The following is an 18239-nucleotide window of genomic DNA, read 5'->3' as shown; positions in this document are numbered from 1 at the left end:
AAAAACCCGCTGACTACAAATACTTCTTCAACAGCAACTCCATTTTCTCCTTTGTTGCTGCCGGAACGTTCTCTAGTCGCGTGAGGATTGCATATTTTAAAGCCGAGTGAGCATCAGAAACTGGCGGATTTTCACTCAGACGCCGAACAGTTTCTTGAATTACTTTTTGAGCATTGGTTGCATTGCGTTGCAGATTGGCAATGACCATTTCTACCGTTACGCTGTCGTGATCGGGGTGCCAACAGTCGTAATCTGTTACTAATGCTAAGGTTGCATAAGCAATTTCTGCTTCTCTGGCTAACTTCGCCTCTGGTAAATTAGTCATGCCAATGATTGTGGCACCCCAACTGCGGTAAAGATGCGATTCAGCTTTTGTAGAAAATGCGGGTCCTTCCATACAAACATAAGTACCACCGCGATGGAGCGTGACATCGGGTAAGTTTAAAGATGCGATCGCATCTGCCACAACTCCAGCCAATTGATTGCACACGGGATCGGCAAACCCAATATGAGCCACAATCCCTTCCCCAAAAAAGGTAGAAACTCGATTCTTGGTGCGGTCAATAAATTGATCCGGCACTACCATATCTAAAGGTTTCGCTTCTTCTTTGAGAGAACCTACCGCCGATGCAGAGATTAGGTACTCGACGCCTAGTTGCTTCATGGCGTAGATGTTGGCTCGAAACGGCAACTCAGAAGGCAACAGCGTGTGATTGCGACCGTGACGTGCCAGAAAAGCCACTCGCGTTCCTTCCAAAGTTCCCAATATCAAAGCATCAGAGGGGAAGCCAAAAGGCGTGGAGATTTGCATCTCTTCTACATCTTTGAGCGCCTCCATCTTGTAGAGACCGCTGCCACCGATAATCCCAATCCGAGCCTGAGTCATTTTTTTGCCTTCTTGCTACAACGCCAAGCTATTTTACGGGAAATTAGGGAGTGTTTTGATAGACAATCTGATTTGAATCTGATTTGTCAATGATGAGAATCACCAAATTATGAAGGAATTGTTACATTCTCTTGAAGATGGCGAGCGCACAGGATTGTAAAGAAATATTACAATATTTTTATATGTCCTCAGAATCTCGTTCTGCGGGATTCGCAGCAGTATTACATAAAGTTGCTAGAGAACTATGCCAGCTTCAGCTAGTTTACCCACAATCTCCGTTCAACAAATTGTTGAGCGAATCTTTGTCTTTCGCCAAATTTCTCGTACCGATCAACGTCTATTGATGTCAACATTCCTATCGCAGGAAACCCTAAGTGAAGCAGAACACCTGCTAATTAATCGCGTGTTTGATGCACTGAAGCAGGGATTGCTAAAAGTAGTGGATTAATTAAGAAGAGTTGACTTTTAACTTTATTTATGTCAGCTCGCTTAAAGTAGCAAGCTTGAGGGATTGATAGCCTTTTAACAATTTAAATAAATATCAAAAAATATATTATTTGGAAGTAAGTCAGTTAAGGTGAGACTGAATTTACATCAGTGCAGATGCACTTAATCCATAAAGATGAGCAATTCGAGAAACTCTCTGACAGCGATCGCACTGCTATGTTTCTATACCACTGGCTTGCAGCTAATCGCCCAAACAAAGGCAAATGCAGCTACACCAATTTTACAGGCTCAATCGAGACCTGCACAAAACCAAGGCGTATGTTCATTTATTAATGGAAATAACGTCAATATCCGTAGTGCCCCCAGTACTCAATCCAATGTAGTCGCTAAACTCAATAGAGGCGATACAGTTCGGGCAGTGCGAAAACAGGGTAACTGGGTTCAAATCTCTGGAAGAGTAACCTCACAACCCGGAGTGACTCCGGAAGTGGTTAAACCTCTGAAAGGTTGGGTACTCAATACTTACATCAATGGATGCTCTGAAGATCAATTCGATCGGTGGCGGACATAAAAAATACCACTTAATTCTCCGTTCCATTGAATTAAGCCAATATTGGGTAGTGCTAAAAAATTAATGATGCATTAATTTTTTAGCACTACTCCATACACTACTATTCTTTAGCGTTGGCAAAACTTTTCGATCTACTGTAAATAGTTTAATTTAAACCTTGGAGATAGGTTTTTTCTTGTGGAAGCGAATTTCTCAATTTAAAGCGCACTGGCATTTTATCAGACGGATAAATTAACAGGTTTTGCTGTAATTGTTCTAGAGAAGAACGACCCTTGACTAACTCCCAGTCGAAGTTGCGGAGCAATAATGCTAGCATCATCGTTCCTTCCAGCATTGATAAATGCTCCCCCAAGCAACGATGAGGTCCTGAGCCAAAGTCTATCATTGGCAGCGAACTATTTTCCTTGCTCTTCTCTAACCAACGTTCTGGCAGAAATTCCTCTGGATTAGCATAGACTTCTGGATCTCTTCCCGCAGCAAGCATTGACCAAGCTATTCTTGTACCGCGAGGAATCGCTTTACCATCAATGAGGGTGTCGCGTTGAGCCTCCAATGAAGTCGAGCCTGAGGCTACTGAATAAAGGCGCAAGGTCTCCTTGATAATTGCACTAATATAAGCTAATTCCTTCAGGCTTTCGGTATTTATCAAGCCTTTGCTTTGCCAAACTTGGTCAACGATGTCTCGTGCTTGCTGAAAAACCCTTTGATTGAAGCTCAACTCTCCTACTGCAAAAGATAAAGTATGGGCTGTTGTATCAGTACCAGCGATTAAGAGTTCAACACATTCTGCTATTAATGTGTCGCGATTGTATTTTGGTTCTTTGGCAGCGATCTTGACTAACATTGATTCGGAGAACCAAGAACTTACCTGTGGCAACTCGGTCTTATTTTGTTCTCTGAACCGTAAAGCTAAGTCTACACGAGGAGTTAAAAATTCCTCTAAATATCGCCTTGCTGCCCAATAATCTTGTGAATTTTTAGAGGGCAAATATTTCATCCATATCTTCTCGCCAGTAGCTTGTCGTAGGAACCGATAGCCTACAACAGACATCGCTTCGTACACCTTGGAAACTTCCAGGGGCGGCCCTTCAGGACTCGCGAGCTTTCTATCCACAGGAATGCCCAGTACGAGGCAAGAAATCACTCTCATTGTTAGTTCTACAAACAGAGGATCTACCTGAACTTCTTTTGGTGGTGGTGCTTCCTTCAATGTTGCAATTACTTGTTCGCAAGCTTCGCTAATAATTGCTGCATATTTCGTGAGGCTGCTAGAACTGAATTCGGGATTCCAAGCTTTGCGTCGCCACTGCCACTCAGCTCCAGTTTCTCCTAATAGAATCGGACCACTGACATCGTTCCAAGCTTTGCGTAATTGCTCCGACCTGATTAAGCTACCATCTTTCATCCCATTGACAATAGTATCTTCGATAACTTTTGCTTTACTTAAAATAACACCAGGCCTGTTGCCATTCCATATAACATACATCGGGCCTAGCTCTTGACTCCAATCAAACATTTGCTGGAATAATTTTTTCTGTTTCACTGCTGCTAATAGTTGAGGAAGATTTCCTAACAGCCAGTGTTTAGGAGGCGAAGGGAGCGATCGCAGCGATTTGTATGTATTATTTTGTTTCCACCAGCGCCACCCAATTATTCCCGCTATGCTAGTAACGCCTAAGACTGTGGCTAAATATGGAAGTGAGTCGAAATAAGCAATCTCAGTAGTAATGTTTTGAAGCATGAATCCGCCTTTATCCACAAAAAAACTACAGATTACCCAGATACTAACTGAACGTGAGTTCGATCGCTAGAGAAAGGCAAAAAGTTTGACAGATATGAAGCGCGAGAAACTGGGCAGGTATCGGCGAGCGCGCTCGATTGATTGATTGGGGACTTCCAAACAATCAATTAATCAACAAAAGCCAAGAATCCATGCTTAAACAATAGCGATCGCTCAAAACAGAGAGTTATAAAGGACAAATAGCACTGTAGTCCTATTAAATCCCAAACCATCACAAGATAGGCGTGGCATGGAGCGAATTATATTGGGCTAACAAAGTAACTATGCCAGGTTTGCACCAGTTTCTCAGCCGCTATCGTTCCTTCCAGAGGGAAACATGAAAGAAATTCTTTATCAGTAGTGGAATCGTAAGGCCCTTCTTTAACTTCAAAAATTACAGTATTTGGCAATAAAGCAATTAGTGTATGGTAAGTTCCTTCCAGTAATTCAATCCCAGAAGTTTTTCCATCAGCACTAATCTGTTCTTGGTGAATAATTGCGCCTTGCTCGTTAAATAGAAGCATTCCTACGGCTCCCTGCAAAATCAGGCACAGCTCGAATCCATTGAGACCTACCCGTTTATGGCGATGGGGGCGCACATAAGTCCCTGGTTGCAGACAAATAAGCGATCGCTGAACTTTTTCTTCTAAGGTGTGGAAGTTGTAGCTTTGTCGTAAGCGATCGCTACTGGATGCCTGTTGAGCAACTGTATCTATTAAATTTTGGTCGAGACGTTTAAACATTTTTCTCCAAGGAAGTTTCTGACCAGACTTAGAAGTCTGGTCAGAAGGTAGGGTAAAAATACTTCCGAGCAACTAGACACTTAATACTACTGAAGATGGAATATTGCCCACCATTGAAGGTGATAAATACTCCAGATACCACTCAATTGTTTCAGCTAGTCCTTTATCAAAAGAATATCGGGGACTCCACCCAAGCATTTTTTGCGCCTTTTCTGCCGATACCTGCTGGTGCCAAATTTCCCCGTGGCTTTGATTCATAATTACCGGCTCTATGTGTTCGCAATTCATCAGTTGCTGGAGCTTTTGCACGACTTCTAGCACCGTCCAACTACCACCCATTGCGAAGTTGAAAGCCTCTCCATGAACTTCTGGACGAGCTAGCCCTTCAAACATTGCAATATAGGCATGGGCTGCATCTTTGACATATAAAAAGTCCCGCATAAAATTACCTTTATCGGGCATACGAATGAGAGGACTTTCATTGCTCAGTAGCCTTCGGATCGTATTTGGGATCAGTCGGCTCCAGTTTAAATCTCCACCGCCGTAGATATTACCAAATCGCCCTACAGCCACAGGCAACCCGTAGCTGTGATAGTAGCTTCGAGCAATTAGGTCAGCGCAGCTTTTAGAGACATCGTAAGGATGTCTGCCCAGCGTTGGCATATCTTCTGTATAGGGTAAGACGGGACTATCACCGTAGGCTTTATCACTTGATGCCACGATTACCCGCCGCACCAAATCCGAACGGACGCGACAGGCTTCCAATATGTTGTATGTGCCACGAATGTTTATCTCAAATGCCAATCGAGGTTTCTCAAACGCCAAACCTTCTACCGACACTGCTGCTAAGTGAAACACCGTATCAATGCCGCGATCGCCAATCACCTTTTCAAGTAAATCGTAATCCTCGATTGACCCAACAACATTGTTGACACGATGAACGATTCCACTACGCACAAAATGACTGTCTGGGTTCCAGTCAGCCAGTATCGTCGTCACCGTCGCGCCCTGCTCTAATAAGCACTCAGTCAACCAAGAACCCATAAAACCGGAAGCTCCGGTTACTAACACTCGATGACCGCGCAGAATATCAATCACTGATGCACCTAAATTTAGAACTAACCCTGCACTAATATACAGTTTGCACATCTATCCAGAGTGTGATGCACACTACTTTTTTGTGAGAGAATTAGTTTTTTATGGATTTTGCGATCGCACTGATGAGATGAGCCATCGGCGAACCAAAACTCTAACCAGAGATTGCAGAAACTCTTTAAAGTTGCTTGAAATCTTAGTCTTGGAAGGCTTCGGAGTTTCCATCTTCCCCTCAAAACAGCCAAAAGCCGCTCTAAGTCATCCCACCATCAATCAGGTTACACAAGTAAAAAATGCAATCCTGACCCTGCTGCTGGCGCTGTTCATATAAGCTTGAGCCTTTGCACAAAACCAAGGCGTCTGTTCATTTATTAACGCTAATAATCTCAATATCCAAAAAAGTTCCAGCCCTAAATCACAAGCGATCGCTAAACTCAATAGAAGCGATCGTGTCCAGGCGGTGCGAAGACAAGGTAACTGGGTTTAAATCTCTCAAAGAGTAACATCACAACCTGGAGCGACACCGGAGGTGGTTAAACCTCTCAAGGGTTGGGTACTCAAATACTGATATTAATAGATACTCAGAAGATAAATTTAATTGATGGCGGAAATAGGGAAGCCGCTCGTTTTAAATCTATTAGACTTCCCCAATTCTCCGTAAAATTCTAAGTGCTAATTAGCGCCATCTAGTCCCAACGAGGAATATCGGCATCTTCCCCACCAATACCGATTCCGGTGTTAAATATTTCAGCATCGGTAAGAGTCAGGTCATCCATTGATGCCCCATACACATTAGCGTCATAAATTTTAGCGTTCGTAAAATTTACGGCGTTGAGATTGGCTTCCTGAAAATTGGCATTCGTTACAAAAGCTGATGTTAAATTAGCTGCTGTCAAGTTTGCCTTCGTCAGATCGGCACCTTCGAGGTTCGCATTCGTCAGGTTAGCGCCTTGCAAATTGGCTTCTCTCAAGTCAGCACCAATCAAATGTGCGCCGCTGAGATCGGCTCCTGATAAATCGCAGCGAACACATTCCCTCGTTGACAATAGCTGTTTTACGTGTAGCGGATTCTCCGCTTTCACTGGCATAGTTAAAAATAGTGGAGCGAGTAATGTTAGGGTCGCGAATAGCTTGAGTTTCATAATACTCCCCTTTATCAAAAAGGTTGTTCCGTTTTCTTCCTCACCCCTTTATTATCTCACTAAGATTCTGTGGTAGACATTGATTGATGCCACATATAACTTGTGATAGAGAACATAGGATTTAATCACTCGTTAGCAGGATTGCGACACTGCTTAATTGGGATAAAATGCGATGAAATTCTCCCGCTCTTGCATCTTCAATGTGGGTTGAGCGTACCGGGTGCAAGGCGCGATCGCATCAAATCGCATCGATCTGCTTTTAATCTATCTTTTGGTAGAGAAAGAACCTCAATCCTCTCCTCGCAACAGCCAAAAGCCGCTATAAGTTATCCCCGACTCATCTGGTTGCACCAGCAAAAAGTGCAATCCCCGACTCTGCTGCTGGCGCTGTTGATAAGCTTGAGCTGCTGCCGTAACTTCTTTATCCTCAAAAGTAGCAACAATCCAGCGGTCAACCAATCCCGCTTCTAATACCAACCCATCCGGCGCACCCGCAATGTAATTAAGAGACACGGGTCGCGCTTCTTGTAGCCAACGCGCCAAACGCATCGATTGCCGCCCACCGTAAATTACCACACCGGGGACTGGCACCGTAGACGCTAAACCCAGATTGATCGGCAAGAGAAATTCTGGCATCTCCAGAATCGGAATCGGGCGTTCTGCAAAAGCTTCCACCACAGCAACCGCCGGAAGCGTGGCAAATCGCCATTGTTCTCCCCAGAGGTTTTCTGGCAATGGGACTGGCGGCGGCTTGTCCAGAGATGAGAGTTCGCCAGTGTAAGTATAGTTATCGAGATGGGGGTATTGTTGCGCCTTTTCTTGCAAATATTCCTTCAGTGCCCTAGTGCGTCGAGTTGCTTCCACCTGAATACCCAGTTGTTGCGCCGCTGCCTGAATCAAACTCAACGACTGGGGACGAAATACTTGGATGAGATTCGGCAGATTTCCACCCGCTGCTTGCTGTAACTGAGAAACCAACCAACTAGCATTCGCTTCAGATTGAGGACAAAAGGCGTCATAACGAAAGCTGCGTGTGGCATCGCAAAGCAACAACTCCCACAACACCTGCCCTTTTTCATCTTTGAGAGGACGCCGATAAAAATCAGCTTGCCAAACCCGATTCATCTGTTCTCTCTTCCTTTGCTTCTTTGCGGTTCAAAAAAAAGCAGGTGGGCACTGCCCACCCTACTTTTAGCTCAAAATCGAGTCAATTCATACCTAATGTAGGGGCGTGCCGTTTGCCCCTACAAATTTGCTACGCCAGCGCGCTTGCCAGAATTGGTTCAGTACCGACTGAAGTTCCCGGCGCGTACACCTGAGTCACATAGTCCGCAATCATCCGGTCGGTGTTGAATAGCGGCGAATTTGTCTTAATCGACGCCTTCATCATTTGAATCCAGCGATGAGGAACTCCCTTCTCATCTTGGTCATAGTAGAGAGGAACGATTTCCTCTTCTAGTAGGTGGTAGAGAGATTCCGAATCAATCCGGTCTTGCAACTCTTGGTCGCTGGTGTGGGCATCTTCACCGATTGCCCAGCCATTGCTTCCCTTACCATCTTGTCCTTCTTGATAGCCTTCGCACCACCAGCCATCGAGGACACTGCAATTAATGCCGCCGTTGAAGCAGACTTTTTGCCCACTCGTACCGGAGGCTTCTAGAGGGCGACGGGGGTTGTTCAGCCAGACATCAACACCTTGCACCAAATGTTGACCCGTGTAGATGTCGTAATCTTCAACTAAGGCAACTCGGTTGAGAATGTCTGGGTGCTTGCACCACTCCATCAACCGCTGGATAATCCGCTTGCCTTCTTCGTCATGGGGGTGCGCTTTACCGGCAAAGACAATTTGCACGGGTCGTTGGGAATTCCCAAATATCCTCAAGGCGCGTTCGGCTTCCCGCAGCAGCAAGTCACCCCGCTTGTAAGGACTGAAGCGTCGTGCAAATCCAATCGTCAGCACGTTGGGGTCTAGTAGCTGGTCGGCGGCATCAATGCGGAATTGCTCTTCACCGCGACCAATCCTTGCCAATTTCACCTTAGAACGGGTATGAGCAATCAGGCACTCTTTGAGAACTTGGTGCCGCCACCAGATTTCCTCATCGGGAATTCCGTCCACCTTTGCCCACATCTGTTTGTCAGCCATGCGGGTTGACCAATCTTCACCCAGGTACTGGGAATATAGGTCGCCCATCAGGGGTGCTGTCCAGGTACGCGCATGGACGCCATTGGTAATGTGACCAATAGGCACTTTCTCTTCGCTACGGTCGGGATAGAGAATGTTCCACATCTTGCGGGAAACTTGACCGTGCAGTTCGCTGACACCGTTGGCAGTGCGACACATCCGCAAAGCTAAGACGGTCATGCCGAAGGGTTCCCAAGGGTCGCCCAGGCGGCGTGCCCCTAAGGCGAGGAATTGCTCGCGCGACAGACCCAATGTAGGCCAGTAGTGAGCAAAGTAGGAATCCATCAGGTCTGAGGAGAAGACATCGTGACCTGCGGGAACGGGAGTGTGGGTGGTGAAGACGCAGCGATCGCGCACCAATCCCTCTATATCATAGAAAGACTTGCCGGTACGCTGAATTTCTTGTCGCGCAATCTCTAGGGTGCAGAATGCCGCGTGACCTTCGTTCAGATGACAAACCGATGGATCGATCCCCAGTGCTGCCAGTGCCCGAACGCCGCCAATCCCCAGCACGACTTCCTGGGCGATGCGGGTTTCTTGGTTGCCGCCGTACAGGTGCCCTGTCAACCAGCGGTCAATTGGATCGTTGTCGTGTCGGTCGGTATCTAGGAGGTAAAGATTGACGCGACCGACTCGCGCCAGCCAAATTTGGGCTTTGACAATCCGTTGCCGGATTTCCATCTCAATGGTGATGGGTTCCCCTTGCTGGTTTTTGAGCAACTCCAGGGGCATCTGGTCAAAGGGATTGTTAACGTAGTTTTCTTCCTGCCAACCGCCACTATTCAACCGTTGACGGAAATAACCTTGGCGATAACAAAGCCCTACCGCGACCATCGGCACGCCTAAATCAGAGGCGGACTTCAGGTGATCTCCGGCTAAAATTCCCAAACCGCCGGAGTAGATAGGGAGGGATTCGTGGATGCCAAATTCCGCACAAAAATAGGCGACAGGTCGCTGTGGGGAAATTTGCGGCGCGACGCGCGACGCCCAAGCATTTTTTTCGTTCATGTACTTGTCAAATTGCTCGACAAGTGAATTCACCCGTTTGATGTAAGCAGGGTCTTGAGCGAGCTGGGTGAGGCGCACTAAAGAAGCTGATTCCAGGATGGCGACAGCGTTATGTCCGCAGCGGTGCCATTCATCAGGATTAATGTTCTGAAATAGAGAAGTGCGATCGCTCGTCCAACTCCACCAATAGTTATATGCCAGGTCTGCCAATCGCTTGAGAGGAAACGGTAGCTTCGCACGCAGCGTTTCAATTGTTGTCATAAATTCCGTTGCACTACACTTGACAGGCTTGCTCTTGACGTTCGTCTGGATAGGGAGCGTGTTATCTTCTACGGGTTGTTTGGCTTTTAGCTAAAAAAAGTAGAGGCGCTAAGAGCCAGAAAACCTCCGGCTATCCAGCCCGACTTATAGCTTTACAGGATTTCCTATATAAACTGTGTTTTTTTACACTCTTTACATTTTTCACCCAAAAATTAGTCAAGTAATCTAAGGAAGATTATGGTTTTGTTAAGTTTTATCAGACAACGCCCAAACCGTGCCTAATCTAAACAGTGCCTTCCGCGACTTTCTCAACCCCAGACTCAGCAATTCTCATTTTGACGAATAGCTAGCCAAACCCCGGAAATGCAGATACTGTATGGACGTATCAGCAAACGATGTAGGCGATCGCACCGTTTGAGATTTAGGCGCGATCGCCCGTAATATGCAGGCGATCGAGAGGTTGATCATGTGCTGAGCCGGTCAGCAAGGGAATGGTTACAGACTGAAAACTTATGGAACGGGAGTCAGGATAAAGTCGCACTCGTTGGGTGTACAGGTGTTGTAGGCACCGTTTCCAGCAACGTTCAAGGCATTGCCGCCATGTTTCAAACCTTGAGATGCTGAGCCAGCGATCACAGCAGCAATGAGTTGGTGAGATCTGCCACTTCTGATCATGATTCGATAAGTGTTCGATTTACCAGCAAGGGGCACAATCATAAACTCACAGCGATACTTAAGATTACAGTCTGCTGCGGTGGTATTCATTTTCAAGGGGTGACCCAAGTGACTTACGCCCTCGTGGGAACCCCATGCCGCGATCGATCCCTTTTGTCCTTTGGCATTCACCATTTCGAGCGAATAGGTGCTTTCTCTCTGATTCCAATCCGCAATCGGATTGATCGTAAAGATACACTCCTCCTTACAATCTTCAGCCTTACCCATAAACACTTGCAAGGGATTCCCTCCACTGACTAAGCCACCATTTGCCCCCCATGCAGCAATCAATCCTTTTTCGCCCTTGGAATTGGCAACCTCAATCCGATAGCGACCTTTGAGGGGTGGCACAGCGGCAGGCGGTGGCCCATAAACTTCAAATTCGTTGATTGCTACCTCAGCCGTCTTGCCCGGTTTGGGTTTTAGCTCTAGCGTGTCCGCTTTGACTCCCGGCGGGAGACTAATGACCAAAATCCGGCGATCGTCGGCAATGTAGGAGGCAGCATCCCAAAGTGGAATTGCTGGAATTGCATCTTTGCCGTTGAGATAAACATGCAGTTCTAGCTGTTGGACATTCTGTCGCGCCTCTTTTGTTAACCGATTCCAGAGAATCAGGGTGCGAATCTCCTGCGGTTTCTTGTAAGACAGCCGCCACCATTCGTTTGCCCCTTTATTAGTGATGGCAAGACCTTCAGCGTCCGGCAGCAGAACGGCATCACCATCGATTCCTCTCCAGGCAGCATACTTATCATATTGACTGGACATGGAAGTAGAACCCCCAGTCAAGTAAGCAGATCCAAACCGCACCAGCTTGTTGGGCTTGAGAAATTCTTCACTCAGATCCTCCAAGTCGGCGTAGTAGCTTGCCTGAGGGGTAGACGGTGCGACTGCCACAGATGCAGCATCAGGCACCAAGGGGTTGGGGTCTTTCTGGTTGCCCTCACCCTCAGCCAGTTTGTCACCATCCGTATCCGCAGAGTTCGGATCGGTTTGTTTTGCCATTTCGGTTTTGTCGTTCCAGCCGTCGTTATCGGCATCCGCCAGCGAAGGAGCCGAAAAGACTTGGGCTTTATTGGCAGTGCCCAGTTGCCAGCCAGTCCGGGCTTCATCAAAGTCGGTGATGCCGTCACCATCAAAGTCCTTGGGATCTTTACAGCCTGCTGCGGCGGTGCAGTCTTTCAGGTCATCCACTGTTTTGTAGCGCACTTCATCATTGCGAGGCAAGCCATCTTTGTCTCGGTCTTCGATGAACGCCAGCAGCACGGTGTCGCCCGCTCGCAGTACGGTCGCTTCAAATTTGCCTTCCGGCGCGATCTCCACCTGCTCACTACGATTGTTCTTCGGAAACCTGCCGCCCCAATGCATACCTTGCGCCTCATCTGTTTTCAGCAAATCGCTAGCAGGACAGTCCTTGCTGCCCCGGATTTTGCAGAGGGCGATCAACCGATCGCCATCGGTCGCGTATTTCAGCTTCAGGATTTTCATCACTTCGGCAAAGGTGTTCCCTTTCTCTCTATCTACCGCGACATAATAAGCCCTGGTATAGCCCCTACCGTAGTCGATGTTGATTTGAACTGTCTTCTTCTGCACCGCCGTGATTCTGTTAGCAAAGCTCCTTTGTAATGCGGCTTCTGTACCATCGCTAGGGAGATTGAGTTCCGGACGAATCACCTCAAAGTAAAGGCTTTCCGGTGCCGCCAGCAAGTCTTCGATCAGGGCAATGTTTTCGATTTTGGCAGACACCTGGACATTCATTTTTTCGCCGGGTGCCAGGTCACGCTTGAAGCTTCCTGTCGCTGTCGGAGGAGCCAACGTCGCCACATCCTTAAACTGGTTCGCGCCGCTGCCGGTGCGCCGACGGGCTGCTACCCGAAAATCACCAACGCCAATCTGCGCTGTCCCCTCATTCTTGATCTCCACTGAAATGGCAATGCTGCCACCCTTAATTACGGCATTCTGCGAAGCCGTTTTTTCCTGCACATCTTCATATTTATCGCGGCTTTCTTTGATATCCGTGTTGGCGTAGCTGTTTTCCCAGGTATGGCTATAGCCGACCGAAGCCTCAACCCCAAAGTCCAGAGGGCTAAAGGATGCAGTCGTCGAAGCCGAGATTTGGTTCGTGTAGGTGCTGGTGTTCGTTTTTTCTGAAGTCGATGCCGACTCCCGCCCCAAGCTCACAGTGTTTTTGGTGTCGGTAGCACTGCCTTTCTCCGCCAGGTCATAGGTGATCACAGTCTCGCCAATGATGCCATAGCTCAAAAACGGTAGATTCGCAACCAGCTTCTCATCTTCCGGTTCATCTTTATCAGGATCGCCATCACCATCTGAGTCCGCAGTTGGGTCGGCGGCAGCGGTGGCAGTGGTGGGGGCAGTGGGCTGAGTTGTGCCGCCACTCACAGCAGTTATACTGCCGCTTGCAGCAGCCTTACCAACACTCGCAGAAAGCTGTTGAGCAGCATCCTTACAGTCATCCTCCTCTAAATCTTTCTTCTTCCACATTTTGTATAATGTCTGAAGCAGATCGCTGTCAGCCGTCGGGTAATTACCAACTTCACAGTTGTTGCCAAGTTTCAGTCCGAGCGATTTGTCAGCAGTGACAAGAATGGGTGAAGTGATGCCAACTACCAGCGCACTTAGCCATAAGGCACTCATCCGAGTCATCGATGGCTTAGACTTGTTACGTTTCATAGCCTGAAATCTCCAAGAATTCTATGGGTGACAGAGGGACTGATCCGGTCAATAGAAGAGCGTTAGAACGTCTTAGGTGCTTTAGAAAAATCCGTAACTCCGGTTTTGACGTTTGCCCACCAGCGCACTTTCAGCGAGGTGTTGTCCACGTCGATCGGCTCAATCACCATATAGAAAAACTTGCCATCCTTCTCCTGCGTCTCTTGCCGAATCACTAACAGCCCGGTGTAGCAACCAGACTCTTTATCACCCACTAAGATCGATTTCGTCGTGGTATAGGTGAGCTTGCTGATATCATTGATTTCTGCGATCGACTGAAACCCCTTATAGCCCGCTTTACCCGCACCACAAGCCGACGGTTGCACCAGATTCGCGAAGTAGGTTTCAGGAAATTCAGGGTCTTGGTAGGAACCGTAAAAATAGCCTGTTGCCCCTACCCGTGCCACCGAATATTGCAGAACGCCGCTGCGGGCAGAGTCATCCAACGTGGCAGTGCCCCAGATCAGCCCATCTTGCGCCCCCAAAATGTCCATGTCGGACTTCGCTGCCGGACTTGGCGTTGCCTGACTAACCAGTTGGGCTGAAGCAGACAATATGCCGTCTTTGAAATAAACAATGCTGCCACCAATAGCGATTAACCCTAAGACTGCCGTGGTAGCAGCCACTTTCCATGTCGCCAACTTAAATCGATTCATAGGGAATTCATCCTTACCTGAAGTAAAAAAGTCAGGGCTTAAGCAACTGTCACCCGCGATCGCGGGTGAACATCATGAAATTTCTCATGATTCTACTACCTAAACACTAGAATTTACTTATAAAGAAAATGTAAAGATTAATACCATAACTGCTCCTTGAAATACCAACGATAAAGTTCGCAACTTGGCAACACATCATTCCCTCTGACAGCAATTCTCATTTTGACGAATAGCTAGCCAAACCCCTGAAATGCATATACTGTATTGACATCTGGAAGACCCAAGAAAGTCAGAGTCGTTGAAACAGCCAGGGTCGTTTGACATGGTGGTAGGTTACATTCGCTAAGTGATGGAATCGCTACCAGTAAGCGCGCTCATGACAAGCAGCATTTGTCCTCGTTTCTCGCTACGCTCAACGTCCTGTGCCTGCTGTTTCATACCTTGCTGGAGTTATTGGATGCAAAGTACCGACTGCTGCGAGCGCAGTTGCCGACTCGTAAGACCTTCTTTGATGACTTGCGAACCTTAACCCGTTATCTCTATTTTCATAGTTGGGATCACCTGCTCACTTTTATGATCCAGGGGCTAGAGCTAGACCTCCCGCCCAACACCAATTGAAATTCCATAATTAGAATTGTTGCCCCAAGCTGGCTGTACTTTTGCCAATTAGTTATGAAAATTACAGTTAAATTGGTTAGAGTACCAACGATTCATTAAATTAACTAAGGGGGAAAAAGCCTCAACTGACTCGGCACCCCGGTTGTTAAACTCTCAATTTTCAAAGTCGCTTTAGCTTATGAATCCTGCCCTGACTCAATTTGGCGATTGTATGTCCCACCTCACTGGGGTGCGGGCAATTATGAAGGATATTAAGGAAACTCTGCAAGCAGGTATTGGACAGGAATATATTAATTTAAGTCCTGGGAATCCAGTGATTTTGCCAGAAGTAGAGCAGTTATGGCGGGATTACACCGAAGAATTGCTCGCTAGCTCAAATTACGGGAATGTAGTTTGTCGCTATGGTGACTCTCAAGGCTATGAGCCATTAATCGAAGCGGTAGAAAAGGATTTCAATCGCCGCTACGGGCTAAATCTGACTCATCGCAATATTCTGATTACCCCAGGCAGTCAAACGCTTTATTTCTTTGCAGCGAATGCCTTTGGGGGGTACACCACAAGCGGTAAATTAAAGCAAATTATCCTGCCCCTGAGTCCAGATTACACGGGGTATGGGGGTCTGACTTTAACCCCAGAGGCATTATTTGCCTATAAACCCGCTTTAGACATTGATGCCGCTGCCCACAGGTTCAAATATCGTCCAGATTTCAGCAAACTGAAGATTACAGAAGATACGGGTTGCGTGTTATTCTCCCGTCCTTGTAACCCAACTGGCAACGTCCTCACGGATGACGAAGTGAAAAAAATTGCCGATTTGGCTGCGCCTTATGATGTGCCAATCTTAATCGATTCTGCGTATGCACCTCCGTTCCCGGCGTTAAATTTTACCGAGATGACGCCAGTATTTGGAGAGAACATCCTGCACTGCATGAGCTTATCGAAAGCGGGGCTACCCGGAGAACGGATTGGGATTGCAATTGGGGATGAAAAGTGGATTCAGGCGCTGGAGTGTTTCCAGACAAATATGTGTATCCATTCATCTCGGTATGGACAAGCGATCGCTGCCCGTGCGATTGAAACGGGAACGCTGGCAGAAATCGCTACCACGGTGATTCGCCCCTACTACCAGAAAAAGTTTGATGTTGTGGAAAGCAGCATCGAACAGGCAATGCCCAAAGATTTGCCTTGGTTCCTGCATCGCGGCGAAGGAGCAATCTTTGCATGGCTGTGGTTACAAGATTTACCCATTACAGACTGGGAACTGTACCAGCAGTTAAAGCAAGTCGGTGTCATTGTCGTACCAGGTAGCTCTTTCTTCCCCGGATTGCGCGAAGAATGGGCGCACAAGCAACAATGTATTCGTATTAGCCTGACTGCTACGGACCAGGAGATTGAAATCGGGATACAGCGCTTAGCGAAGGTGGTAGAGCAAGTATATTCAGTTGTTAAATGTTAGAAAGCCCTGCCGGACAGAATTCGCGGCTATGCAAACTAAGTCGGAAAAGCGCGGACTTTTAGAAGTCTCTGTGTCGCCGCCCCTTCCAGTTATCAAAGCATTCACTACCGTGTACACATATCTTTGATTAAGTGGCAAAACGTTGATTGCTCCCCCAATTTATCGGGGGGTTAGGGGGATCAAAACCGGACTGGCAAGTACAAGAAGATTTGTGCGTACACGGTAGGGCATGAAAAAGAATACGGAATACGGAATACAGAAAGCTGATGACCAATGACCAGTGGTTAGAAATTGGCACAATTGTTGCCGCTCAAGGGATGAAAGGGGAGTTGCGGGTGTATCCGGAATCCCAATTCCCAGAACGCTTTGAGGAACCGGGAGAGCGTTGGATGTTGCGACCGGGCGAGACAGAACCGCAGCCAGTGAAATTGGTGAAAGGGCGGTATATAGATGGTAAAAATCTATACGTTGTACAGCTTGCTGAGGTAGAAAATCGGGATCGAGCGGAGGCGCTAGCGGGAACCAAGTTAATGGTGAAAGCTTCCGATCGCCCGATCTTGGAAGAAGATGAATACCACGTTCTAGACTTAATTGGTTTGGAAGTTTTCGTTCAAGAATCGGGAGAAAACTTGGGCGTGGTGGTGAATGTAATTCCGGCTGGCAACGATTTACTGGAAGTCCAGTTGCACCAGCAACCTGTAGCTGTAGCGCCAGAGGATGAGCCGGAAACACCCCAGAAAGGGGAAGTGAATCGAACCAGCAAAAAACGGAAAGTTCTTAGACCCAAGCCACCGAAGCCGTCTACCATTTTGATTCCTTTTGTGAAAGCGATCGCGCCCGTGGTAGACCTGGAGAATCGGAGAATTGAAATTACGCCACCGCCTGGATTGCTAGAAATGAATCAGGACGTTTGAATTTGTTCAGAATCCTAGCGCGATCGCAACCAAGCATCTATCTCGGAATCTATCTCGGAAAATTATTTCCTAAAATAACCATGCCGTCCTTTTGGGGACGGCATGGCTAGATTAACGATTCTTTGTTAATTGCTCAAGAATGCTGGTGAAGTCATTACCAAAGCGCTGGTACTGGCGCTGCCTCAGTCGTCTGCGGTTCGGTTTGAACTGTATCTGGAGTGCTTGTGGTCTCTCCAGTGGTTGTTGTCGGACCAGGAGACGGTGTTGTCTGCACCGTTCTTCGCTGAATCGTTGTCTCTTCCACTCGACGGGTTCTGTTGAGGCGAGTAGTATCTGTCGCATCGGCTGCTTCAACCATACTCACATTGCTAGCCATATTCTGGTCATCCAATGTGGCGCTAATCTCCATTCCTGGCATGAGGTTCAACCGAGTTAGATCCTCTGGTGAGAGCATCATACTTCTGGTTGTACCGTCTGGCAGTCTTAGCGTGACTACATTGCCTCTAACGCTGCTGACGGTGCCTCTAACTACTTGATTCGTATCGGTTGAGTTAGGAGTAGTTGTGTTGGTGTTGGTTGGATTGGCAGTAGGTGTGTCGGTGTTTGTTTGGCTAATGAGCTGCCTTGATTCACCTTCAGATACTGGGCGAGCGATCGCTGGCAACACTGATACTGCCGAGAGTAACAGTGTTAGCATCGTACCTGTCAATACTTTGGTTTTTTGTAAACGCATTACACCCTCACTTTTAAAATATTTGGGTAATAAACTTGACTATCGGCAACAGTTGTACTTAGCAACGGATGAAAATGCCTGGATTATTGCCCAAATCCTATCTAGCTCTACTGAAGATTCAATCTACCGGACTATATAAGCCCTTAGGAGGAGAGCTGGGAATAAAATCTGACTTTGTGAGACTTGACAAGACTAGGGCGTGTCATCAATTAGATAAGCTAGAGCAAGAGAGAGAAGAAAAGGCTGAGCAATGACACGACGGTATGCCCTGCGCGATGACCAATGGGAGCGGCTCAAAGACTTGTT

General features: G+C 47.3%; 15 protein-coding genes and 1 pseudogene. 5 read left to right on the top strand and 11 right to left on the bottom strand.

Features of this window, described 5'->3' with window-relative positions:
• Nucleotides 1-13 precede the first annotated feature (13 nt).
• Complete coding sequence (locus NDI34_RS04645) at nt 14-886, bottom strand: S-methyl-5'-thioadenosine phosphorylase (protein ID WP_190411657.1); 873 nt, start codon at nt 884-886, stop codon at nt 14-16.
• A 244-nt stretch (nt 887-1130) separates the two neighbouring features.
• On the opposite strand from NDI34_RS04645, the gene NDI34_RS04640 reads away from it, so the two are divergent.
• Both NDI34_RS04640 and NDI34_RS04635 read left to right on the top strand, forming a co-directional pair.
• Nucleotides 1131-1334, top strand: a complete 204-nt coding sequence (locus tag NDI34_RS04640; RefSeq protein ID WP_190430461.1) for a hypothetical protein — start codon at nt 1131-1133, stop codon at nt 1332-1334.
• Nucleotides 1335-1508: 174 nt separating this feature from the next.
• Nucleotides 1509-1904, top strand: a complete 396-nt coding sequence (locus NDI34_RS04635) for an SH3 domain-containing protein (protein WP_348232003.1) — start codon at nt 1509-1511, stop codon at nt 1902-1904.
• A gap of 145 nt (nt 1905-2049) precedes the next feature.
• Here the strand turns inward: NDI34_RS04635 and NDI34_RS04630 are convergent, their stop codons facing one another.
• The 9 genes from NDI34_RS04630 to NDI34_RS04590 all read right to left on the bottom strand — a co-directional run bounded on the left by NDI34_RS04630 (nt 2050) and on the right by NDI34_RS04590 (nt 14212).
• A complete protein-coding gene (locus tag NDI34_RS04630) occupies nt 2050-3645 on the bottom strand; it encodes a cytochrome P450 (protein ID WP_348232002.1) in 1596 nt (531 codons plus the stop codon).
• Between the two features lie 299 nt (nt 3646-3944).
• Nucleotides 3945-4427, bottom strand: coding sequence for a WbuC family cupin fold metalloprotein (locus NDI34_RS04625; RefSeq protein WP_348232001.1), 483 nt, complete (start codon nt 4425-4427; stop codon nt 3945-3947).
• A gap of 72 nt (nt 4428-4499) precedes the next feature.
• Nucleotides 4500-5576: a GDP-mannose 4,6-dehydratase gene (locus NDI34_RS04620; protein ID WP_190679278.1), complete on the bottom strand. Its 1077-nt coding sequence runs from the start codon at nt 5574-5576 to the stop codon at nt 4500-4502.
• 632 nt (nt 5577-6208) lie between these two features.
• Nucleotides 6209-6664, bottom strand: coding sequence for a pentapeptide repeat-containing protein (locus NDI34_RS04615; protein WP_190679280.1), 456 nt, complete (start codon nt 6662-6664; stop codon nt 6209-6211).
• Between the two features lie 288 nt (nt 6665-6952).
• On the bottom strand, nt 6953-7789 hold the full coding sequence (locus NDI34_RS04610) for a Tab2/Atab2 family RNA-binding protein (RefSeq protein WP_348232000.1): 837 nt from the start codon (nt 7787-7789) through the stop codon (nt 6953-6955).
• Nucleotides 7790-7919: 130 nt separating this feature from the next.
• Entirely contained in the window at nt 7920-10115 is a 2196-nt protein-coding gene (gene glgP / locus NDI34_RS04605; protein WP_348231999.1) for an alpha-glucan family phosphorylase, read from the bottom strand.
• A gap of 330 nt (nt 10116-10445) precedes the next feature.
• Nucleotides 10446-10583 (bottom strand): hypothetical protein, encoded by a 138-nt coding sequence (locus tag NDI34_RS04600; protein WP_348231998.1) that lies wholly within the window; start codon nt 10581-10583, stop codon nt 10446-10448.
• 42 nt (nt 10584-10625) lie between these two features.
• Nucleotides 10626-13517, bottom strand: a complete 2892-nt coding sequence (locus NDI34_RS04595) for a hypothetical protein (RefSeq protein ID WP_348231997.1) — start codon at nt 13515-13517, stop codon at nt 10626-10628.
• A gap of 62 nt (nt 13518-13579) precedes the next feature.
• Nucleotides 13580-14212: a hypothetical protein gene (locus tag NDI34_RS04590; RefSeq protein WP_348231996.1), complete on the bottom strand. Its 633-nt coding sequence runs from the start codon at nt 14210-14212 to the stop codon at nt 13580-13582.
• Between the two features lie 381 nt (nt 14213-14593).
• Between NDI34_RS04590 and NDI34_RS04585 the strand changes: the two are divergent.
• The 3 genes and pseudogenes from NDI34_RS04585 to rimM form a co-directional block, all read left to right on the top strand.
• A pseudogene (locus tag NDI34_RS04585) lies at nt 14594-14830 on the top strand (ISNCY family transposase); the annotation flags it as partial.
• Between the two features lie 178 nt (nt 14831-15008).
• Nucleotides 15009-16286, top strand: coding sequence for a valine--pyruvate transaminase (locus tag NDI34_RS04580; RefSeq protein ID WP_348231995.1), 1278 nt, complete (start codon nt 15009-15011; stop codon nt 16284-16286).
• 266 nt (nt 16287-16552) lie between these two features.
• Nucleotides 16553-17200, top strand: a complete 648-nt coding sequence (gene rimM / locus NDI34_RS04575) for a ribosome maturation factor RimM (protein WP_190432397.1) — start codon at nt 16553-16555, stop codon at nt 17198-17200.
• 154 nt (nt 17201-17354) lie between these two features.
• Here rimM and NDI34_RS04570 read toward each other — a convergent pair whose 3' ends face one another.
• Entirely contained in the window at nt 17355-17933 is a 579-nt protein-coding gene (locus NDI34_RS04570; RefSeq protein ID WP_190432393.1) for a hypothetical protein, read from the bottom strand.
• Between the last annotated feature and the right edge of the window lie 306 nt (nt 17934-18239).

The sequence above is a fragment of the Trichocoleus sp. DQ-U1 genome (assembly GCF_039961925.1).
In the GTDB taxonomy this organism is placed as follows: domain Bacteria; phylum Cyanobacteriota; class Cyanobacteriia; order Cyanobacteriales; family FACHB-T130; genus FACHB-T130.
This window is presented reverse-complemented; position numbering and strand designations above follow the sequence as displayed.

Excerpts from the sequence above, each read along its gene's own strand:
- NDI34_RS04615 (WP_190679280.1), bottom strand. The coding sequence starts at position 6,664 with ATGAAACTCAAGCTATTCGCGACCCTAACATTACTCGCTCCACTATTT.
- NDI34_RS04620 (WP_190679278.1), bottom strand. The coding sequence starts at position 5,576 with ATGTGCAAACTGTATATTAGTGCAGGGTTAGTTCTAAATTTAGGTGCA.
- NDI34_RS04645 (WP_190411657.1), bottom strand. The coding sequence starts at position 886 with ATGACTCAGGCTCGGATTGGGATTATCGGTGGCAGCGGTCTCTACAAG.
- NDI34_RS04635 (WP_348232003.1), top strand. The coding sequence starts at position 1,509 with ATGAGCAATTCGAGAAACTCTCTGACAGCGATCGCACTGCTATGTTTC.
- glgP (WP_348231999.1), bottom strand. The coding sequence starts at position 10,115 with ATGACAACAATTGAAACGCTGCGTGCGAAGCTACCGTTTCCTCTCAAG.
- NDI34_RS04610 (WP_348232000.1), bottom strand. The coding sequence starts at position 7,789 with ATGAATCGGGTTTGGCAAGCTGATTTTTATCGGCGTCCTCTCAAAGAT.
- NDI34_RS04625 (WP_348232001.1), bottom strand. The coding sequence starts at position 4,427 with ATGTTTAAACGTCTCGACCAAAATTTAATAGATACAGTTGCTCAACAG.
- NDI34_RS04595 (WP_348231997.1), bottom strand. The coding sequence starts at position 13,517 with ATGAAACGTAACAAGTCTAAGCCATCGATGACTCGGATGAGTGCCTTA.
- NDI34_RS04630 (WP_348232002.1), bottom strand. The coding sequence starts at position 3,645 with ATGCTTCAAAACATTACTACTGAGATTGCTTATTTCGACTCACTTCCA.
- NDI34_RS04590 (WP_348231996.1), bottom strand. The coding sequence starts at position 14,212 with ATGAATCGATTTAAGTTGGCGACATGGAAAGTGGCTGCTACCACGGCA.
- NDI34_RS04580 (WP_348231995.1), top strand. The coding sequence starts at position 15,009 with ATGAATCCTGCCCTGACTCAATTTGGCGATTGTATGTCCCACCTCACT.
- rimM (WP_190432397.1), top strand. The coding sequence starts at position 16,553 with ATGACCAATGACCAGTGGTTAGAAATTGGCACAATTGTTGCCGCTCAA.
- NDI34_RS04600 (WP_348231998.1), bottom strand. The coding sequence starts at position 10,583 with ATGATCAACCTCTCGATCGCCTGCATATTACGGGCGATCGCGCCTAAA.
- NDI34_RS04570 (WP_190432393.1), bottom strand. The coding sequence starts at position 17,933 with ATGCGTTTACAAAAAACCAAAGTATTGACAGGTACGATGCTAACACTG.
- NDI34_RS04640 (WP_190430461.1), top strand. The coding sequence starts at position 1,131 with ATGCCAGCTTCAGCTAGTTTACCCACAATCTCCGTTCAACAAATTGTT.